Annotated in this window: 7 protein-coding genes; 4 read left to right on the top strand and 3 right to left on the bottom strand. The window is 44.2% G+C overall.

Annotated elements, in window-relative coordinates:
* Nucleotides 1-83: 83 nt before the first annotated feature.
* A complete protein-coding gene (locus tag ACO0KZ_RS11320) occupies nucleotides 84-8,729 on the top strand; it encodes a calcium-binding protein (protein ID WP_422995251.1) in 8,646 nt (2,881 codons plus the stop codon).
* Between the two features lie 314 nt (nucleotides 8,730-9,043).
* The gene (locus tag ACO0KZ_RS11315) at nucleotides 9,044-9,982 is read left to right on the top strand and encodes a patatin-like phospholipase family protein (RefSeq protein ID WP_422995250.1); all 939 of its coding nucleotides are present in this window, start codon (nucleotides 9,044-9,046) and stop codon (nucleotides 9,980-9,982) included.
* Between the two features lies 1 nt (nucleotide 9,983).
* Here the strand turns inward: ACO0KZ_RS11315 and ACO0KZ_RS11310 are convergent, their stop codons facing one another.
* From ACO0KZ_RS11310 to ACO0KZ_RS11300, 3 genes are all read right to left on the bottom strand, one after another.
* Entirely contained in the window at nucleotides 9,984-10,502 is a 519-nt protein-coding gene (locus tag ACO0KZ_RS11310; protein ID WP_422995249.1) for a C40 family peptidase, read from the bottom strand.
* Between the two features lie 255 nt (nucleotides 10,503-10,757).
* Complete coding sequence (locus ACO0KZ_RS11305) at nucleotides 10,758-11,999, bottom strand: polyhydroxyalkanoate depolymerase (protein ID WP_422995248.1); 1,242 nt, start codon at nucleotides 11,997-11,999, stop codon at nucleotides 10,758-10,760.
* Between the two features lie 225 nt (nucleotides 12,000-12,224).
* A complete protein-coding gene (locus ACO0KZ_RS11300; RefSeq protein WP_422995247.1) occupies nucleotides 12,225-13,265 on the bottom strand; it encodes a response regulator in 1,041 nt (346 codons plus the stop codon).
* Between the two features lie 377 nt (nucleotides 13,266-13,642).
* Between ACO0KZ_RS11300 and ACO0KZ_RS11295 the strand changes: the two genes are divergently transcribed.
* Complete coding sequence (locus ACO0KZ_RS11295; RefSeq protein WP_422995246.1) at nucleotides 13,643-17,935, top strand: response regulator; 4,293 nt, start codon at nucleotides 13,643-13,645, stop codon at nucleotides 17,933-17,935.
* Between the two features lie 68 nt (nucleotides 17,936-18,003).
* Nucleotides 18,004-19,131, top strand: coding sequence for a response regulator (locus tag ACO0KZ_RS11290; protein ID WP_422995245.1), 1,128 nt, complete (start codon nucleotides 18,004-18,006; stop codon nucleotides 19,129-19,131).
* The last annotated feature ends 50 nt before the right edge of the window (nucleotides 19,132-19,181 follow it).

Raw genomic sequence — 19,181 nt, 5'->3', positions numbered from 1 at the left:
ATATTGTTTGGCGTGATGTAAACAAGAAGACTTCTGGCGAGATAAATATGCGTCCTGATGGAACATATTCAGCGACCACCCTTATGCCAGATAATTCGAAACAATTTGCCGTTAAAGATAAGAATGGCGTAATCACTACAGATTTCGTTACAAGCTGGGGTTATAAGAATGCAAGGTCGTGGGCGTCTCCAGATGGCACTAAGGGATCAGAAATATATGACGGTGCAAAAACTTCGCAAAAAATAACGCATCCTGACGGTAGAGTACAGACCACCTTCACAGATGGTGAGGGTAATGCGCAAACTAAAATTGAAAGTAAAGATAAGACTATCACGCAGTTCATTTCAATTAAGAAAGATGGTACTTACCATGTTGAAGTTGCAAATTCTGTGACCAAGAAAAAAGAAATCATGCATCGAAATGCCGATGGCAGTTACATGAAATTGGTTTCGGACGAAGATACGTTTAGTCATAAATTTTATACCGCAGGAAATAAGTTTACTGGATCACAAACCAGCAATGCGGATGGAAGTGTGACCTATGTAAAGGTCGTCGACGGCGTACGCACCGAGTGGAATGGTAAAGATTTAGATGAAAACGGTGACTTGAGCAAAGGTGTTATTCGCAAAACTTTTACGAACGCGAATGGTACAACGACGGTTATGGGGGATGACAGAAATGGTCGTCGTGACGAAGTAACTTACGGAGCTGACGGTGTCGGCATCGTTTCAACTAGTTTTATTGAGTACAAACCAGACGGCAGTGGTGTGATTTACCGTACCGATGCCGATGGGCGTGTTACGCGCGAAAGTGTCGATCCCGGTACGATCAAACTTTATAAAAAAGAAATTGATACAAAAAATAAATATGAGAAGAGAACAGAGCATAACGGAACAACTCGAACTGAGTATCGTAAAAGCGATGGGACTATGGGTGGCTCTTATGATAACGGCGTGGGAACCAAAATTGAAACTACCTACGGTGTAGATGGCATTGGTATTACTTCTAACAGGGTGACGGAACGCAATGCGGATGGCAGTGGTGTGATTACCTACACTGGCCCAGATGGCAGGACTGAGAGAAAAGAGTATGGCCCGGGTGAAATTCCTAAAACGATAAATCAAAAGGATCCAGACGGCGACCCTAAACTGCCAGAGGTTCCTAAAGAGCTTCCTAAGGCAGATATACCAAAGAACGAAAATCCAGATGATCATTTTCATGATGATTGGGAGGATCCTTATCCAGAGCCAGAGCCAAGTGATCCAGAGCCAAGCGATCCAGAACCAAACGATCCGAGTAGTCCCAATGGCAATCCCTCCAGTATTCCCGGTGGTGCCGGTGGCAATAGTAGTGGTAAAGGAAGTCCCGGAGGTATAGGAACCGGTGGCGCTGGGGCTGGTGCGGCCGGTACTGCCCCTGTCCGACGTGATCCCTTAGTTCTTGATTTAGATGGCGATGGTGTAGAGACAACAAGCATGCGTGATGGCACAGTCATCACTTTTGATCATGATGCAGATGGCATTAAAACAGGAACGGGCTGGATTAAACCAGACGATGCTTGGTTGGTATTTGATAGAGATGGCAATGGCATAATTGATTCGGGTCGAGAATTATTTGGTGTCGATACCCTTAAAGCTACAGGACAATTTGCTGCCGATGGCTTTGATGCATTAAAAGAGTATGACGCAAATAGAGACGGAAGAATTGATGGAAGTGATAGCGTATTTAGTAGCCTCAAGTTGTGGCGTGATTTAAATCAAGATGGTATTAGTCAAGCGAATGAATTGAGCTCACTTGCTGCGAATAATATTGTTTCCATTGGTGTTAATTCAGCAGCTGCCCGAATTGATTTGGGGAATGGCAATATGCAAACCGCCGTAGGGACTTTTATCCGTGGGGACGGCGCAGTTGGCACCACAGGAGAAACTAGTGCAAACGTGGCTAACCTTGATCTGTTGGTAGATACTTTTTATCGTGTTTTTACTACGCCCATTACTTTGAGTAATGAAGCTAAAGTATTGCCTGAACTACGTGGTTCTGGTCAAGTACGTAATCTTAGAGAGGCGATGAGTCTTTCACCAGATTTAACTAATTGGGTGCAAGGATATACCCAGCAAACAACACGTCAAGCCCAAATAGATCGCCTAGATAGTTTTATAGAAAAATGGGCGAACACATCAAAACTAAAATCACTTAAAGCGCAGGCAGATTCCTTATCAGGAGTCGGTGTAACGCTAACTTATAACCTAGGTGGTTTGACGGCGGGCACAGCTGAATACGATGCTTTTATACGTAAACTTGGAGTTGTTGAGCGTTTTATGGGTTTTACCTATGGCGGCGCATCAGGGCAAACTCGATTAACGCCCTTGAATGCTAGTTCAGGTAGTGTAATAGTTAATTTGGCATTTGATCAGATATCGAATATTGCGTTGGCCTATGATCGTTTTAAAACAGATATTTACGAATCGTTATTAGTTGCCACGCGATTAAAAAAATATGCAGATGTAATACCAGGCGAAAAAAATCCTACTGCATTCATCGCAGTTGAAGATAAGTTTAAGCAAGTAATTGCAAGCGACGTACAGCAGGGCGTGATTGATCTAGTTGAATTCATTAGCGCGATTGGAGAGAAAAATTTAGCTGCTAAGGGGTGGGACGCGATTACTTTTTTAAATGATCAATTAAAAAATGTACCAAATCTTTCTTCATTTAAAGAGGAGTTAAGTAGTTGGACAGTGCAATTTGCAGGGATGAATGATAAATTTGCTACTGGAACTGTTCGTAACGACATCTTCGTTGGCACCAATGAGACAGATTTTATTAGTGGGTTCGATGGAAATGATTTGCTTATGGGAGGCGCTGGAAATGACTACATAAATGGTGGTGATGGCGATGATACTTTGGTCGGAGGAGATGGCGATGACGAGCTACAAGGATGGGGGGGCGACGATCAGATCATCGGAGGAAACGGGATAGATAAAATTTGGGGTGGAGCGGGCAAAGATCAATTATTCGGAAATTCAGGCGACGATATAGTTTATGGCGCTGAAGGGGACGATAGTTTGGACGGTGGTACGGGCAATGATCAATTGTCTGGCAACAAAGGTTCGGATACTTATTATTTTGGAACGGGTAGTGGCAACGACGTAATTCTAGATAATGGCGACAAAGATGGTATTGCTGAGTTTGTTGATGTAGTTCAAATGGGCGCTGGTATATTGCCATCGGATATTGTGATTTCGCGTGACAGAGATTCTTCCGATTTGAAAATGTCTATCTCTGGGGCGGCCGATACATTGTTCATTAAAGGCTATTTTTCTTCTTTGTTGGACAATAACCAGATTGAGCAAATTCGATTCGCGGATGGGACTTCATGGAGTCCAGATAAACTCAAGCAACAACTTCTTATCCGTTCCGAAACAGGATTTATCTATGGCTATGACGCGAACGATGTGATTATGGGGACTGCATCGCTTGATCGTATTTATGGTTTGCGAGGTGATGATGTCATCAATGGAATGGAGGGGGATGATGAGCTCTATGGCGGTCTTGGCAATGATACTTATATCTTTGGAAGAAACTCAGGTAAAGACAGGCTAGAAGAAACTAGAGGTGATTTAGATACGGTGCGCTTTGAGGCAGACTTGGTGCCGAGCGATATTGTGTTGCGTCGTGACTATAATCCTCAAGTGCGGCAAGATGATCTGATTATTTCAATTAAAGGATCAAATAGTACCTTGCGTATCAGTAATTATTTTTTTGGAAATGGACAAAGTGACTTCTTAGTAGAAAAACTGCAGTTTGCTGATGGCACTTCTTGGGATTTTAATGCCGTTAAAGTATTAATCGGTATGGGTACTCAAGGAAATGATAACTTAACCGGTACTCTGAGCGATGATATTCTAAGTGGATTGGCTGGCGATGATGGCCTTGATGGTGATCAAGGTAACGACACTCTTGACGGCGGTATCGGCGATGATCGTTTGACGGGGGGGGAGGGTTCTGACACCTATATTTTCGGAAGAAATTCCGGTAACGATGAGATTCGTAATTTTTCCTACGGCTACGCCACTGATATTGACACCATTAAGTTAGATAACGACGTTACACCGAAGGATGTAAAGCTCAGTCGGGTTAATGAGAACCTGGTGTTGAGAATCAATGGAGCACCTAGTAGTTTGACGGTTAACTATGGGTTGGCGAGTGACGCTTACTATGAGATCGATCGAATTCAATTTGGTGATGGAACAATTTGGAATTTTGATCTGATTAAAACCATGTTAACCACAGGTGGCGATTTGGATGATAGTTTGATTGGCTTTAGTGGATCTGATACTTTAGATGGCGGCCTTGGGAATGACTATCTGAATGGGCGTGGAGGTTCAGATATCTACAAATTTGGTCGCAACTCAGGGAACGATACAATTGAAGAGGCCAAGGATAATAAGCCAAATGAAGATGTGATTATGCTTGGTACTGGAATCGTGCCAGCGGACGTTACTGCTCGACAAGATCCTTCGAATTACGATCTTATTTTGAGTATCGCAAATAGTAATAGTCAACTTCGGGTTAAAAAGTATTTTTCAACTTGGGAGTCGAACCCCTACTATATCGAAAAAATTATGTTCGCGGACGGTAGCGCCTGGGATGTGGCTACTATTAAAAATCTGGTACTTCGTGGAACTGCGGGTGATGATAATTTAATGGGGTATGAGACTGACGATGTCTTGGAAGGCCTTGCCGGAAATGACCAGTTATTCGGGCGTGAAGGATCAGACATCTATAAATATGTGTCAGGTAATGATGTCATACAAGAGGCCGACCAGGACTCTAATGATATTGATATCGTTTTATTTGACGCATCAATTTTGCCAGCCGACGTTCTAGTAACAAGAGCACAAGACAATCTTGTTTTCAATTTTAAGGGTAGAAATGACACGCTAGTCGTTACTAATTTCTTTGCTAATTCGCCCTCCGGTTCTAAAAAATACTTTGGTATAGAAGAGTTCAGATTTGCCAATGGCGATGTATGGAGTCCCGCTGCAGTGGTTGCCAAAACCTTTATTGGAACATCGGGTGATGACAGATTAAATGGCGATGATAATGACAATTCGCTAGATGGTTTGGATGGAAATGATTATCTTTGGGGACGCGGTGGAAATGATCTTTTGTTTGGTGGTCCGGGTAAAGACAATATAGCAGGTGGTGAGGGAGACGATACAATTGACGGGGGCACTGGAGATGACAGCCTTGCAGGAGAAACAGGTGCGGATACATTTATATTTGGCAGAAATTCAGGGAAGGATGTGATTTCTGAGGGGTATGGTAGTGAGACTACATCTGACATCGTCCAGCTTGAAACTGGTATTGCGCCTAGTGAGGTGATGTTGAAGCGTGTTAATGATGATTTGGTAATTACAATCGCAGGTTCGACCAGCTCTCTGACAGTTAAGCAGCATTTTTATGTTGCAAGCAATGGTCAAGAATTTGCGATTGGGTTTGTGAAATTTTCCGATAACACAATTTGGAATCGTGAACGGATTAGCGCCGAGGTCTTACTAAATGTTAATAAATCGCCGATTGTTGCAATACCACTTCCAGATCAAACTGCGGCGCAAGGTGTACTTTTTAATTTTACTGTTTCGGCGACTGCATTCACAGATCCCGATATCGGCGATACGCTCACCTATCGTGCTGAATTGGCTGGCGGTGATGCATTGCCATCATGGTTAAAATTTAATGCTGTTACTCGCACATTTAGTGGTACGCCGACCGCCATATCCACGCTTAGTGTAAAAGTATTTGCGAAAGATCGCGCTGGTTTGGAAGTTAATGATGTCTTTAATATTGCTGTCTCTTCAGCTAATCAAACCCTCAACGGCACAAGTGGAGATGATAATCTAATCGGTAATGTCGGCAATGACACCTTAACAGGCTTAGCTGGCAATGACTTCCTGTCTGGCGGCCGTGGCAATGATATCTACGTCTTTAATCGCGGCGATGGCCAAGACACCATCGATAACGTCGATCTGTTGGCTGCGACAGATACCTTGCGTTTCGCGACGGGCGTGATTGATACCGACGTATTGGCATTCAAATCTGGGAATCATCTTGCGTTCAAATTAAAGAACAGTACTGATCAAGTGATTGTTAGTAACTATTACGCGGCTAATACCACTATTAACGGACAAGCCGCTGATTACAAAATCGATAAAGTCGAATTCTCCAATGCGGTGAGTTGGAATCAAGCCATGATACAAACCATGGTGGATCGTGCCACAAATAATAAGGCACCCACAATGGGAACTGCGGTGTCAAATCAAAGCAGTAAAGTCAATGTGGCGTACAGCTTTACCGTGCCTGCTAACACCGTTGTCGATGCGGATGCAGGCGACAGCGTGACGTATAGTCTCAAGATGGCCGATGGTTCCGCATTGCCAAGTTGGTTGAGTTTTAATGCAGCGACACGTGTGATCTCAGGTACGCCTACTGTGAGTAATTTAGGTACATTGAGTTTAACGCTATGGGGCACGGATAATTACGGTTCTGCCATTGGTCAAAACCTCACCATGACCGTCAATGCTGCTAACCGTGCGCCCGTCTTGGCAGTCGCTTTGCCTGATCAGACTGCTACTCAAAGTACCGCATTTAGCTATACGGTACCTAGCAGTAGCTTCACCGACCCAGACGCTGGTGATACCTTAAGCTATAGCGCTACATTAGCAGATGGTTCTGTTTTGCCAGCATGGTTGAGTTTCAATGCGACGACACGTGTGTTTAGTGGCACGCCGACTAGCGCGGGCACCATCAGTGTCAAAGTTACCGCCAAAGATGCAGGCAATCTCAGCGTCTCTGACACGTTCGATGTGGTCGTCAATATCGGCAATTTAACACTCACTGGCACTAGTGGCGTTGATACCTTGACTGGCGGTGCAGGCAATGACACTTTAAGTGGATTAGCGGGTAACGATAGACTCATTGGCGGCGCGGGTAATGACACTTTAGATGGTGGCGCTGGCAACGACACGATGCTGGGCGGACTGGGGGATGACGTCTATATCGTTGATGCCACGTCCGATGTTGTCACCGAAAATGCAAATGAAGGCAACGACACCGTCAAAACTTCCGTCACCTTGACCTTAGCTGCCAATGTGGAAAATTTAGTGTTGACAGGTACTGCAGCCATTAATGGTACCGGCAATGCGCTGGCTAACAATATCACCGGTAATAGTGGGATCAATACGCTTGATGGCGGGGCGGGTGCTGATACCTTACAGGGCGGCGCGGGCAATGACATCTATGTTGTCGATGATGAGGGTGATGTGGTGACCGAAAACGCGAATGAGGGAACGGATCAAATCAATAGCTCGGTGAGCTATACCTTGCCAAGCAATGTCGAAAATCTGAGCCTGACCGGCACTGCCAATATCAAGGCCACGGGTAATGCACTCGCTAATGTTTTGAACGGCAATGCGGGTAATAACACTTTGGATGGTGGCATTGGTGCCGATACGATGGTCGGCGGCGCAGGTAATGATATCTACCTAGTCGACAATGCAGGTGATGTTGTGACTGAAGCCGCAAATGAAGGGACGGACTTGGTTCAAAGTAGTATCAGCTACACGATAGGTAGCAACGTCGAAAATCTGACGTTAACCGGCAACACTACGATTGATGCGACGGGGAATACGCTCGCTAATATCTTGATAGGAAATAGCGGTAATAATATCCTTGATGGTGGTGCGGGTGCCGATACGATGTCCGGCGGTGCTGGTAATGATATCTACATCATCGATAACGCTGGCGACTTGGCGACAGAAAATGCAAATGAGGGTAATGATCAGGTCAAATCATCTGTGACTTACACGCTCATCGCAAATTTAGAAGCCTTACTTTTGACTGGCACGGCAGCTATCAACGGTACAGGCAATATCTTAGACAATCTACTGGTGGGGAATAGTGGCAATAATGTGCTCAACGGTGCTGCAGGCAACGATATTTTACAAGGTGCTGCTGGCGACGATACGCTGACTGATACCACAGGAAACAATATCTTTGATGGTGGCGCTGGAGTTGATGCGATCACGGCGGGTGTTGGCAATGATTTTATTGCCGGTGGCTTGGGTAACGATACGATCACGACTGGCACGGGTACCGATGTTATTGCTTTTAATCGTGGCGACGGTATGGATGTCATAAACGCCAGCACAGGCAAAGACAATACTTTGTCGCTTGGTAAAGGGATCAAGTATGCAGATTTGCTATTCAAAAAATCCGGCAATGATTTGATTCTGGTCACAGGTGCGAGCGAGCAAGTGACGATGAAAGACTGGTACGCCAACGTCAATAATCGCAGCATTGCGAATCTGCAAGTGGTGATTGAAGGCACGACAGACTACAACGCGGCATCGACCAATAAGCTTAATAACAAAAAAATTGAGCAATTCAATTTTGATGGTTTGGTGACGAAGTTTGATCAGGCAAGAGCGGCAAATCCGTCATTGACCAGTTGGGCTTTGTCTGCATCGCTGTTGGAGTTTTACTTGAATGGCAGTGACACAGCAGCGATGGGTGGTGATCTTGCTTATCAATATGCGAAGACAGGCAATCTTTCTGCGTTTTCGATGATGCCTGCTCAAACCTTGCTAGCAAGCTCGCAATTTGGGGTGGTAAATCAAAACTTGCAGGCTAGCTCAGCGCTGCAAGATTCAACTATGCGGTTGGTATAGTGAAAATCAAGTAATCACTATCCTTATCTTAATAATGCTCCCGTTAGTTTAGATTAACGGGAGTATTATTTTTTAGCGGCGATTTAACTGTTATCCAGCTACCTTAGTAGGCGTAAACGTGATGCCTACTGTATAATTTATTGATTATTAAAGATAAATTGAGCGAAGTTAAAACATGTCGGCACTGTTTGTTAAAGATGTTTCTTGCGTCAATTTAATCTCACCCATATCGATAGCGATTTCCTTTTCTTTCCTGACGTTTGTTTTGGAAACGATCACCCAACATTTCTCACATTAAAATTATTATGGTCTGCATGTCTATATCTAGTCTACGGACGTCTTTTGTCTTCGCATTTTGCGTGACGATACTCGGTGGCTGTGCTAGCTCTTCGCCTTCAATTTCGCCAGCAAAAGTAGCAGTCAAAACAGACTTGCCAGTGACGCCTGTGCAAAAGACTTTGCGGCCAGTTCGTATCGGTTTGGCATTGGGCGGTGGGGCTGCGCGTGGCTTTGCTCATATTGGCGTTATTAAGGTACTGGAAGCGCAGGGGATCGTGCCTGACGTGGTGGTGGGGACGAGTGCTGGTAGTGTGGTTGGTGCGATGTATGCGGCGGGGAATAACGGCTTCGCATTGCAGAAGATGGCATTGGAGATGGATGAAGCGACGATTTCAGATTGGTCATTGCCTTTTTTCTCAAAAAGCAGTGGCGTACTGAAAGGTGAGGCATTGCAAGGCTATGTGAACCGTATGGTGAATCAAGCGTCGATAGAAAAATTAAAGAAGCCATTTGGTGCGGTGGCGACGGATTTGAATACAGGTATGCCTATCTTGTTTCAACGCGGGAATACTGGGCTGGCAGTACGTGCTTCTTCGGCTGTGCCTGGTGTCTTTCAGCCAGTGAAGATCAACGATCGATTTTATGTAGACGGTGGATTGGTCTCGCCAGTGCCTGTGCGTTTTGCACGTGAAATGGGTGCCGATATTGTGATTGCCGTGAATATTTCTTCCGCACCGGAAGCGCAGAATTCGTCTAGCTCGCTGGAAGTATTGATGCAAACTTTTACCATCATGGGGCAGAGTTTGAATCAGTTTGAGTTGAAGAGTGCGGATGTGGTGATCAAGCCTGATTTGCCGGGTATGAAAGGCAATGATTTTAATGGCCGTAATCTGGCTATCTTGGCGGGTGAGCGTGCAGCGAATGCGGTGATCGTCGAGCTAAAAGAAAAGATCCGGGCGTTCCAAGAGAAATAATTTATTTTTTTACTTCTTCTTCATTGATGCGACGTGCGCCATTGAAGCGTTTTTTCCAGTAGGTGACGTTCATACTTTCTATGCGCACTTTGCCACCTGCCGAGGGTGAATGAATAAATTTGTTATCGCCTAGATAAATTCCAACATGGGAAAAACTCTTTTTTAGCGTGTTGTAGAAAACCAGATCACCCGGCTGTAGGTCTTTCGGCTCGACTTTGTCGCCTTTGTTACTGATTTCTTTTGCGGTTCTTGGGAGCTCTGTTTCGCTGGAGGTCTTGAAAACCAGTCTGACGAAGCCACTGCAGTCGAGACCATTTTCTGGGGAGCTGCCACCGCGTTTGTACTTGATGCCGAGTAAGCCCATGGCATTGATGGTCAAATCTGAGGTCTTGTCTCGCAAGTCTTTGAGCGCTGACAGGGTTTTGTTGGGTGCTTCGGTGACGGGCTCATCGTTTGCAAAGCTGTTGCCTGCGATTAGACTGAGCACAAAAAATACTTTGAGAAGTCTATTTTTTTTCATAGGCATTTTGCAAAAAAATAAAAGAAAACCAGGATATACAGGGACAGAGAATTATGTGGTCTCATGTCTCTGAGCCTTACTTTGTCCTTGCTTGACCCTGCACGGAAGGGAAAGAGTATAGCCTACTTTAATTTTAAAGTGAGTTTTGCCCTAAACTTCCTTGTGAAAATTGAATGTTTGAAAATAAAATGAGGAAAGCGGAGATATTCTCGCTTTCCTCATTTTTTATTTGAAACTTAAGCTTGGTGCGACGTATTAAGCGTGTTTTTCGATGAAATCAATAACCTTAGGGCAGACGATTTCACGCCATTTACGTCCGGAGAAAATACCATAGTGACCGCAGCCCGGCGCTACAAAATCTTGTTTCATTGACGCTGGAATACTGCTGCAGAGATCATGCGCGGCTTGAGTTTGCCCTGCACCTGAAATATCGTCTAATTCACCTTCAACGGTGAACAGGGCGACGGTTTTTATATCTTGCGGCTTGACCAGTTTGCCTTCGACTTCCCAAGTACCTTTCGGTAAGCGGAATTCTTGGAATACAGTCTTGATTGTTTCTAAATAATACTCCGCAGGTAAATCTAATACGGCATTGTATTCATCGTAGAATTTTCGGTGCTGTTCAGCCGACTCGTCATCACCTTGCACCAGATGTTGGTAGAAATCCCAGTGACTTTGTGCGTGGCGATCTGGATTCATTGCCACAAAGCCCGTGTGCTGTAAGAAGCCCGGATAGACTTTACGGCCAAAACCAGGGTAGTTAGCAGGTACGTTATAAATGACCGAGTTCTCAAACCATGAGAATTTCTTTTCGGTCGCTAGCGTATTAACTTGTGTCGGTGACTTACGAGGATCGATAGGACCACCCATCATCGTCATCGTCTTAGGCAATGCTGGGTCATTCTCGCTGGCCATTAATGAGATCGCAGCCATCACGGGAACCGTTGGTTGGCACACTGAGATGACATGTGAATCTGGGCCAAGGTGACGGATAAATTCTTGTACGTAGTAGATGTAGTCGTGCAAATGGAAAGGCCCAGCGGAAAGCGGGACCATGCGAGCATCTATCCAATCGGTGATGTACACATCATAGTGCGGCAATAGGCTTTTTACCGTATCGCGTAACAAAGTCGCATGGTGACCGGACAATGGCGCAACGATCAGAACCTTGCGTTGTTGACTGATTTTTGAATCACGCTTGCTGCCTGTGAGATTCTTCTTAAAATTAATCAGTTTGCAGAAAGGCTTCAGTAAAGCGGTTTCTTCCAGAATTTCGATGGTTTGATCACCGATTTGGGTAGAAGCAATTTTGAATTCTGGTTTTTCGTAGTCTTTGCCCAGTCGATAAACTAACTCGTATGCTGCTGCGATTCTTTGTGAATAAGGTGTGTAAGCCAATGGAGAAATGGGATTGGCAAACATCTTAGATGAGGCTTCGGCCCATTTGGTCAAAGGCGTCAAAAAGGATCGGTTTAGTTCATGAAGTTGATAAAGCATGGGGCATTTTCCAAGTTGTTGACGGAATTGCTGCGAATTACCTTGCTTTCGTAAAGCTTGGCAAGCATCGAATCAGGTCTAGTATAACGCTAAATTATTGCAGTGCGTCATAAATATATTGTCTGCGGGAATTTTTATCCATATCAGTCACGAATACTGCGTAATTTGATTTGGATACTGAAGGAAGATAGCTAATGAGACTACTTTAATAGGCATTAAATTGTTTTAATTGGTATTTAATAGTTTACTCGCTTGTTCAAAATCGTAACTTTCAATAGCTTTTTGCAACTGAATATAGTCGTGATTGTTAAATATGGTTGCAAAAGCTTGGCTATGAATTTCAAAATAATTCACCGCTTCTGGATTGTCGTCTTGTATCAGGTTCGCCAGCGATTGTCGGATATCGACTCCACGCACGGAATTCTTGTCCTCGTTAGCTTGTGAATCTACTACATCGAGCGGTGTGCTTTGATTAAAAAAAATCTCTAATTCTTCAAGGCTTGCTGTTAGTTCATTTTCCAATTGATGCAAGAGCTGTATGGTTATTGTGCCCAAACGAGATTGGTCCAGTGCTGTCTTTTGCGCCATCTCGATTTGCGCGCTCAGTTCGGCTATTTTTGAAGCGCCTATAGTCGCGCTGACACCTTTTAGCGTATGAATTAACCGCGAAAAATTCTCGTCTACAGATCCTACCGATTGCACATTTTCTATTTGAATCAGGGTGTTTTTCTGCGAGGTCGAAAAGCTCCTTAATAGCTTAAGGAAGAGGGCTTGGTTGTTAGCCGTGGAGCGCAGTCCTGCCCGCACATCAACGTGATCGAATTGTGGTAATGCATCGTTTGACGCAGGGCTTACATTCGCTAATTTCTGATGTCGTGTTTTGCCTATCCAGTAAAGGATGGATTCGTTCAATACTTCTGGGGTAAATGGTTTAATTAGGCAATCTTGCATACCAACTGTCAAACAGCTTTCTTTTGTACCCACTTCTTCATGCGCGGTTAATGCAATTATAGGTATCGAATCGTATTTATTCTGTTGACGTATTTTTAGCGTCGCTTGATGGCCATCTAAGACAGGCATTTTTAGGTCCATCAGAATCAATTGAAAGAAATCGGCCTCATGCTGAGCTAATAAGTCTAGGGCTTCTTGCCCATTATTTGCCGTAGAAATAGAAAAGCCCGCTTCGCTTAATAGATCAACCACAAGTTCTTGAATGAACTCATTGTCTTCAGTGAGCAGGACTCGATTTCTTTCTTCTGGATGCATGGGTGAGTTGGCTTGAGGCTATTGATCTGGTCTTACATTTATAAAACGTCCAAGCACTGCAAAATAGCGTTGATCGGCAAGTACCATTTTTATTTTAGTTTATTTACGTTGTTAGGTGTTTGTTCTACGCGAAAATTGTTTGATTAGCTTGAAATTATAAAGATAAAAATAAGCAAGTTTGGTTTTGTATTTTGCAATATTTATGCGTTATTTTCGATTAACTGTTGTATGCGTTTCTTCTGATTACGTTATTCTGAACCTGATAACTTATGTAAGTACATTTACCTACGCAATCGCGATAGAATCGAAGCCTATTTGGGATAGCAGCTTGGTTCCATTAAATGCCTTTTTTTGAATGGTATGAAATGCAATAATTTATGAGTGGATTCCCCATTAATATGCAAATTAGCTGGATTGATCGATCTTTAGACGGGCTTGACGCTTTGAGAGATTCTATCGCGGGTGGCTGCGCCATCGCTGAAAAGATCAAAAATGAGGGCGTCAATGCTAAAGATGACACTTTGATCGCAAGCGCCGAGCTTGTCTTTGCTTTTGCTGACTATTTTGAGAATCGGCTACCTGAAGCCATCGTTGCTTTCGAGAAGTTATCTAAGTTCTTCTCCACTGATGCCGAAATGAACGGTGTTTTTTTTGCAGAAACAGGTCGTGTGATCGTACTGCGAAAATTGGGAGAAGTACAAATCGCATGTGAAATTTGTGAAGCAAAGTTATTGCCTGTTGCAAAGGAGATGCCATCCCGATTGGCAATCCTTGCCTGGAATATCTATGCAATTTTGTCGCAGGAACGTGGGGAAACTGAACAATCAATTCGATACTTTTATCGCGCTTTGGATGAGTCCCGTCGCATTAATTCTGCCAGTAAAATTGCTCAAATTACTGCTAATTTAGGTGAGGTTTTGTATGTCACTGGGAATGCTACTGCAGCGGAGGAGTTGCTTCAGGTAGCGTGTGATGTCGCACCTACATCGACAGAAAAATGGCTGATGCCATTTAGCTCGACTATGCTGGCACTGTGCAAGATAACACTAGGTAAATTTGATGAGGCCTATGACGCTATCGCCCCCTACATAGAAGGCGAGGAGGCTGCCGCCACCAATACAAACTCTTATTGCGCGTTTTATTTATCCGTTGCCGCATTTACTCTGGCAATGCGAGGCGAGTTGGAACAGGCAGTTAGTCTTAGCCAAAGGGCGCAGACTTTTGTGGATTGGATTGAGGATCCTCATCTGAAACCCTATATTTGGTGGGTGAATGGTTATTTATACCGTAAATCTGGAAATTACGAACAGGCTATTCTTGAGTTGAACAAGGCAATCCAAGAAATTGGGGATAGCGGCTATATCCACTTGCCGCTGCGGGCGATCAATGAATTGTCAGAAATATATGCCGAACTAGGTAGATGGCAGGAGGCTTATGTTGAACAAAAACGGCATCAGGCGCTTTTTTTGCGCGCCCAAGAACGTGCCAACAAAATTCAAATTGAAAATTTAAAGATACGTAATGAATTCAAGGAGGCGGAACAAGATCGCCGTATGAATGAACGTATGGACATAGAACGTAAGTCGCTAGATGACGAGTTGCAACGTATGCTCACCGAGCGCGAAACGATCTTGGAAAATTCTATTGTTGGGATGATTTTTCTTAATAGTATGGGGCGCGTGCAATGGGTTAACACACCACTTTGTCAGATTTTTGGTGTGGCTCGTGACAAAGTTTTGGGCGCTTCCTTGGAACCATTTTATGAAACAAGAGAACGTTATCTTGAGTGCGGTTCAGCGGTAAGTCAGGCTGTGCTGCGCGGAGAAGCATTTGAAACAGAGCTTAAAATGCGTCGCAGCGATGGTACCGTGTTTTGGGTTCATTTTTCGGGACGAGCAGTCAATAAGAATGATCTTTCTTATGGCACGGTTTGGGTGGTCATGGATATTTCAGCACGGCGTCAGTTGGAAGACGATTTGCATAAATCTGAGTACAACTATCGTCTACTTATAGATAATGTGACCGAAGGCATTATTGTTGTGCAAAATGCGCGGATCGCATTTGCTAATCGTTTGATTCAGACTTTGAGTGGATACTCGCATGAAGAATTGATTGGCATGTCGTTTACTGAGTCTATCTATAGTGACGATGTTCCCGTTGTGGTTGATCGTCATGCGCGTCGCTTGCGAGGCGAAGTCGTAGAACAGTACTATCAAATTCGTTTGCAACATAGAATGACCAAAACATTGATATGGGTGGAAATCTCCTCGGTTTTGATTGAGTGGGAAGGTCAGCCTGCGACACTTTCATTTGTATCGGATTTGACTCAGCGTAAATTGTTAGAGTTGCAGCTCAAAGAGAGTATGGACGAACAAATGCGTTTGCAAACTTTGCAGATGCAGAATGAATTGAAGGTCTCCGAACTGGCACGTCGTCACGCCGAAGAAACTACAGAAGCAAAGTCTCTTTTCTTGGCGAATATGAGTCATGAGATCCGAACCCCGATGAACGCGATTATCGGGATGGCGCATTTGGCTTTGCGAACCGATTTGACCGTTAAACAAAAAGATTACGTAGAAAAAATCCACAAAGCTGGCATGTCTCTGATGGGCATTATTAATGATATTTTGGACTTTTCTAAGATTGAAGCAGGTAAGCTAGATATTGAGGAAGTTGAGTTCGACCTTGATGAGGTGTTCAATAGTGTTGCTGTTGTCACTAGTGAAAAGGCGGAGCAAAAGGGCCTCGAGTATTTGTTCGATATCGCTGAAGCAGTACCGAGGCGATTGAAGGGCGACCCTCTGCGAATCGGCCAAGTTTTGATCAATTTAGTCAATAACGCGATCAAGTTTACCGAGGAAGGCGAGGTTTGTTTACGTTGTGAGATGATTGACCGGCAAGGCGATCAAGTTCGTTTGCAATTTGAGGTGCGTGATACTGGGCTTGGTATGAGCGAAGCACAGTCCGCCAATTTGTTTATGCCTTTTAGTCAAGGAGATGAATCGACGACCAGAAGGTTTGGAGGCACTGGTTTAGGATTGTCGATTTCCAAGGGTATGGTTGATCTAATGGGTGGAGAAATTTCTTTACAGAGTTGTCCTGGCCAGGGAACGATCGTTAGCTTTCAATTGCCTCTAGTCGATTTGCCAACCGAGCCGAAGCAAATTGAGCGAGAATTATTCGAACAATTATCGGTGTTGATTGTTGATGATCATGCTTTTGCTGCTAAGTTGTTAGCCGATAAGTTAGCCGTGTATGGTATCGCTTGCAACAAGGTGAGATCTGGGCAAGAAGCCCTTACCTTGGTATTAAATAGAGATCAGACCCTGCAAGGACAGTACGACGCAATTTTTGTGGATTTACATATGCCTTACATGGATGGCACGGAACTCATTACTTTGATCCACAATGCGAATTTGCAGGATGTCCCAAAGATCGCTTTGGTGGGAGCTACGGCTAGAGAGAATCTGAATTATCGTGAAGAGTCGTCGATGACAGACGCTTATCTCGATAAGCCTTTCAATACGTCGAATGTGTTTGATTGCCTAGTGAATATGTTTTCTTACCACACTCATAGTAGTGTGGCGCGTGCCGCGCATGGCGTACTTAGATGCCAAAATTTACGCGTGCTGTTAGTTGAAGATAACATCGTTAATCAACAAATTGCACGTGAATTATTGGAAGCTGCCGAAATCTCTGTTGACCTCGCGTCGAATGGGCGGGTTGCAGTTGAACGCCTGCTAGAGCTTGGGCCAGATTATTATGGCATTGTGTTCATGGACGTACAAATGCCTGAAATGGATGGACATGAGGCGACTAAACTAATCCGGAGTAATGAAAATTTTTCGGAGTTGCCCATCATTGCTATGACTGCGCATGCACTATTAATTGAACGAGAGCGCTGCTTTGCGTCAGGCATGAATGCTCATCTAGCCAAACCGATTAACCCTAGCGAGCTTTATCAAACCGTCGGTGAGTGGTGTCGCGACTATGTGGTGGGAAATGCGGAAGTAGTATCGAACGATACGGATGCATCTGATGACGCAGCTTTGACTATTCCTGGATTAGATGCACAATTGGGTCTAAGCCGAACCATGGGTGATAGACAGCTTTACTTTAAATTACTGAAATTGTTTGTACAGGATCAGCGTGGCGCCATTACTTCGATACGTCAATTATTGGTTCGTCAGGACTTTAAGACCGCTGAGCGTATTGCGCATACCTTGAAGGGGGTTGCTGGATTGATTGGCGCGCATATTCAAATCGCTGCAGGTCAGTTAGAAGCGATGCTTGAAGCTCATGAATCAAGTGCCGAATTTGATACTCTGTTGACCTCGACAGAATTGGAGCTGGAGCAATGCATCGTCGCAATCGAGGCTTGTCTGGCAATTGAATATACGACACCCATCACGGAAACCGATGCATCATCTTCTAAGCAAACACGAACCAGCGAACAAGTACTCACAAAATTAAAATACTGTTATAAATTAGTAAGTAACTACGATGGTGAAGCATTGGATGTGTTGTCGGATGCGATCGAGGAATTGAGTATGGTATTCGGTACTGATGTCCAAAAACAAATTATGCGAGCAGCGGCGCAGTATGATTTTGACGTGATAATTTCAATCATGAAGGGAAATGCACATATGAGTGGTCTGGAGCTTGAGTAAGTCGTGCTTAGTTAAGGTAGCACAAGGGTAAAGCAGCATTGAAATTTGAATTTATTCAAAGGTGACTTATGAGCGCATTACAGCATCAAGATGCAAAGCAGGTCGTTTTAATCGTGGACGACACGCCTGATAATATTACTTTGTTGTCAGCACTGTTGAAAGATATGTATCGTATTAAAATCGCGACCAATGGAATTAAGGCTTTACATATTGCTGCAACATCACCCGCACCCGATTTGATTTTGCTCGATGTGATGATGCCTGAAATGGATGGTTATGAGACTTGCCGGCGTTTAAAAGAAAACCCTATGACGACGGAAATTCCTGTCATTTTCCTGACCGCGAAGAGTCAAGTTTCTGATGAAGAGATGGGGTTGAAATTGGGTGCTGTTGACTATATAAGCAAACCTATTAGTCCACCGATCGTACTAGCAAGGGTTGCTACGCAATTGCATCTGGTACGAGCTCGTAATCTGCTGCAAGACCAAAATAAGCATCTCGAATCCTTAGTTCATGACCGTACGATTAAGCTCGCGAAAATGCAGGACGCGATAATTATGGCGATGGCTTCGTTGGCGGAAACCAGAGATAACGAAACCGGCAATCATATTCGTCGTACTCAAAATTATGTGGCGGCGTTAGCGCGTCGGTTGAAACATTTACCGCGTTTTTCTTCCGAGCTGACTGACGAAAATATTGAGTTACTTTATAAGTCTGCACCCTTGCATGATATTGGTAAAGTCGGTATTCCTGACAATATTTTATTGAAACCGGGAAAGCTGACATCGGAAGAATTCGAAATCATGAAACTCCATACCAATTATGGGCGTGAGACGATTTTATCGGTTGAGCGCTACTTGGGTGAAAGTAATGAATTTTTAAGATTCGCGAGGGAGATCACCTATTCGCACCAAGAAAAATGGGATGGCTCAGGCTATCCTGAAAATTTGTCTGGTGATGCTATCCCAATTTCAGCTCGTTTGATGGCGGTAGCCGATGTGTATGATGCATTAATTTCGAGGCGCGTCTACAAGCCTGCATTTAGCCACGAGGAAGCAATTGATATCATGCGGAAGGGGCGTGGCTCTCACTTTGATCCTGAGATTCTGGATGGATTCTTACAAATAACAGAAGAGTTCAGGCAAATTGCGCTACGCTATCGTGAGAGTGAGGCGGGTGAAACTGAAATCTATTAACTTGGCGTCCAGAGAAAAAAAAGCGCAAAGTGAAATTGACTTTGCGCTTT

Source organism: Undibacterium sp. Di24W, from assembly GCF_049340325.1.
In the GTDB taxonomy this organism is placed as follows: Bacteria; Pseudomonadota; Gammaproteobacteria; order Burkholderiales; family Burkholderiaceae_D; genus Undibacterium.
Note: the sequence above shows the minus strand (reverse complement) of the source record. Positions and strands in the feature narration are given on the sequence as shown.

What these genes read in the sequence shown, in the direction of transcription:
- ACO0KZ_RS11315 (WP_422995250.1), top strand. Translation starts at nt 9,044, where the DNA reads ATGTCTATATCTAGTCTACGGACGTCTTTTGTCTTCGCATTTTGCGTG.
- ACO0KZ_RS11300 (WP_422995247.1), bottom strand. Translation starts at nt 13,265, where the DNA reads ATGCATCCAGAAGAAAGAAATCGAGTCCTGCTCACTGAAGACAATGAG.
- ACO0KZ_RS11320 (WP_422995251.1), top strand. Translation starts at nt 84, where the DNA reads ATGCCAGATAATTCGAAACAATTTGCCGTTAAAGATAAGAATGGCGTA.
- ACO0KZ_RS11305 (WP_422995248.1), bottom strand. Translation starts at nt 11,999, where the DNA reads ATGCTTTATCAACTTCATGAACTAAACCGATCCTTTTTGACGCCTTTG.
- ACO0KZ_RS11290 (WP_422995245.1), top strand. Translation starts at nt 18,004, where the DNA reads ATGAGCGCATTACAGCATCAAGATGCAAAGCAGGTCGTTTTAATCGTG.
- ACO0KZ_RS11310 (WP_422995249.1), bottom strand. Translation starts at nt 10,502, where the DNA reads ATGAAAAAAAATAGACTTCTCAAAGTATTTTTTGTGCTCAGTCTAATC.
- ACO0KZ_RS11295 (WP_422995246.1), top strand. Translation starts at nt 13,643, where the DNA reads ATGAGTGGATTCCCCATTAATATGCAAATTAGCTGGATTGATCGATCT.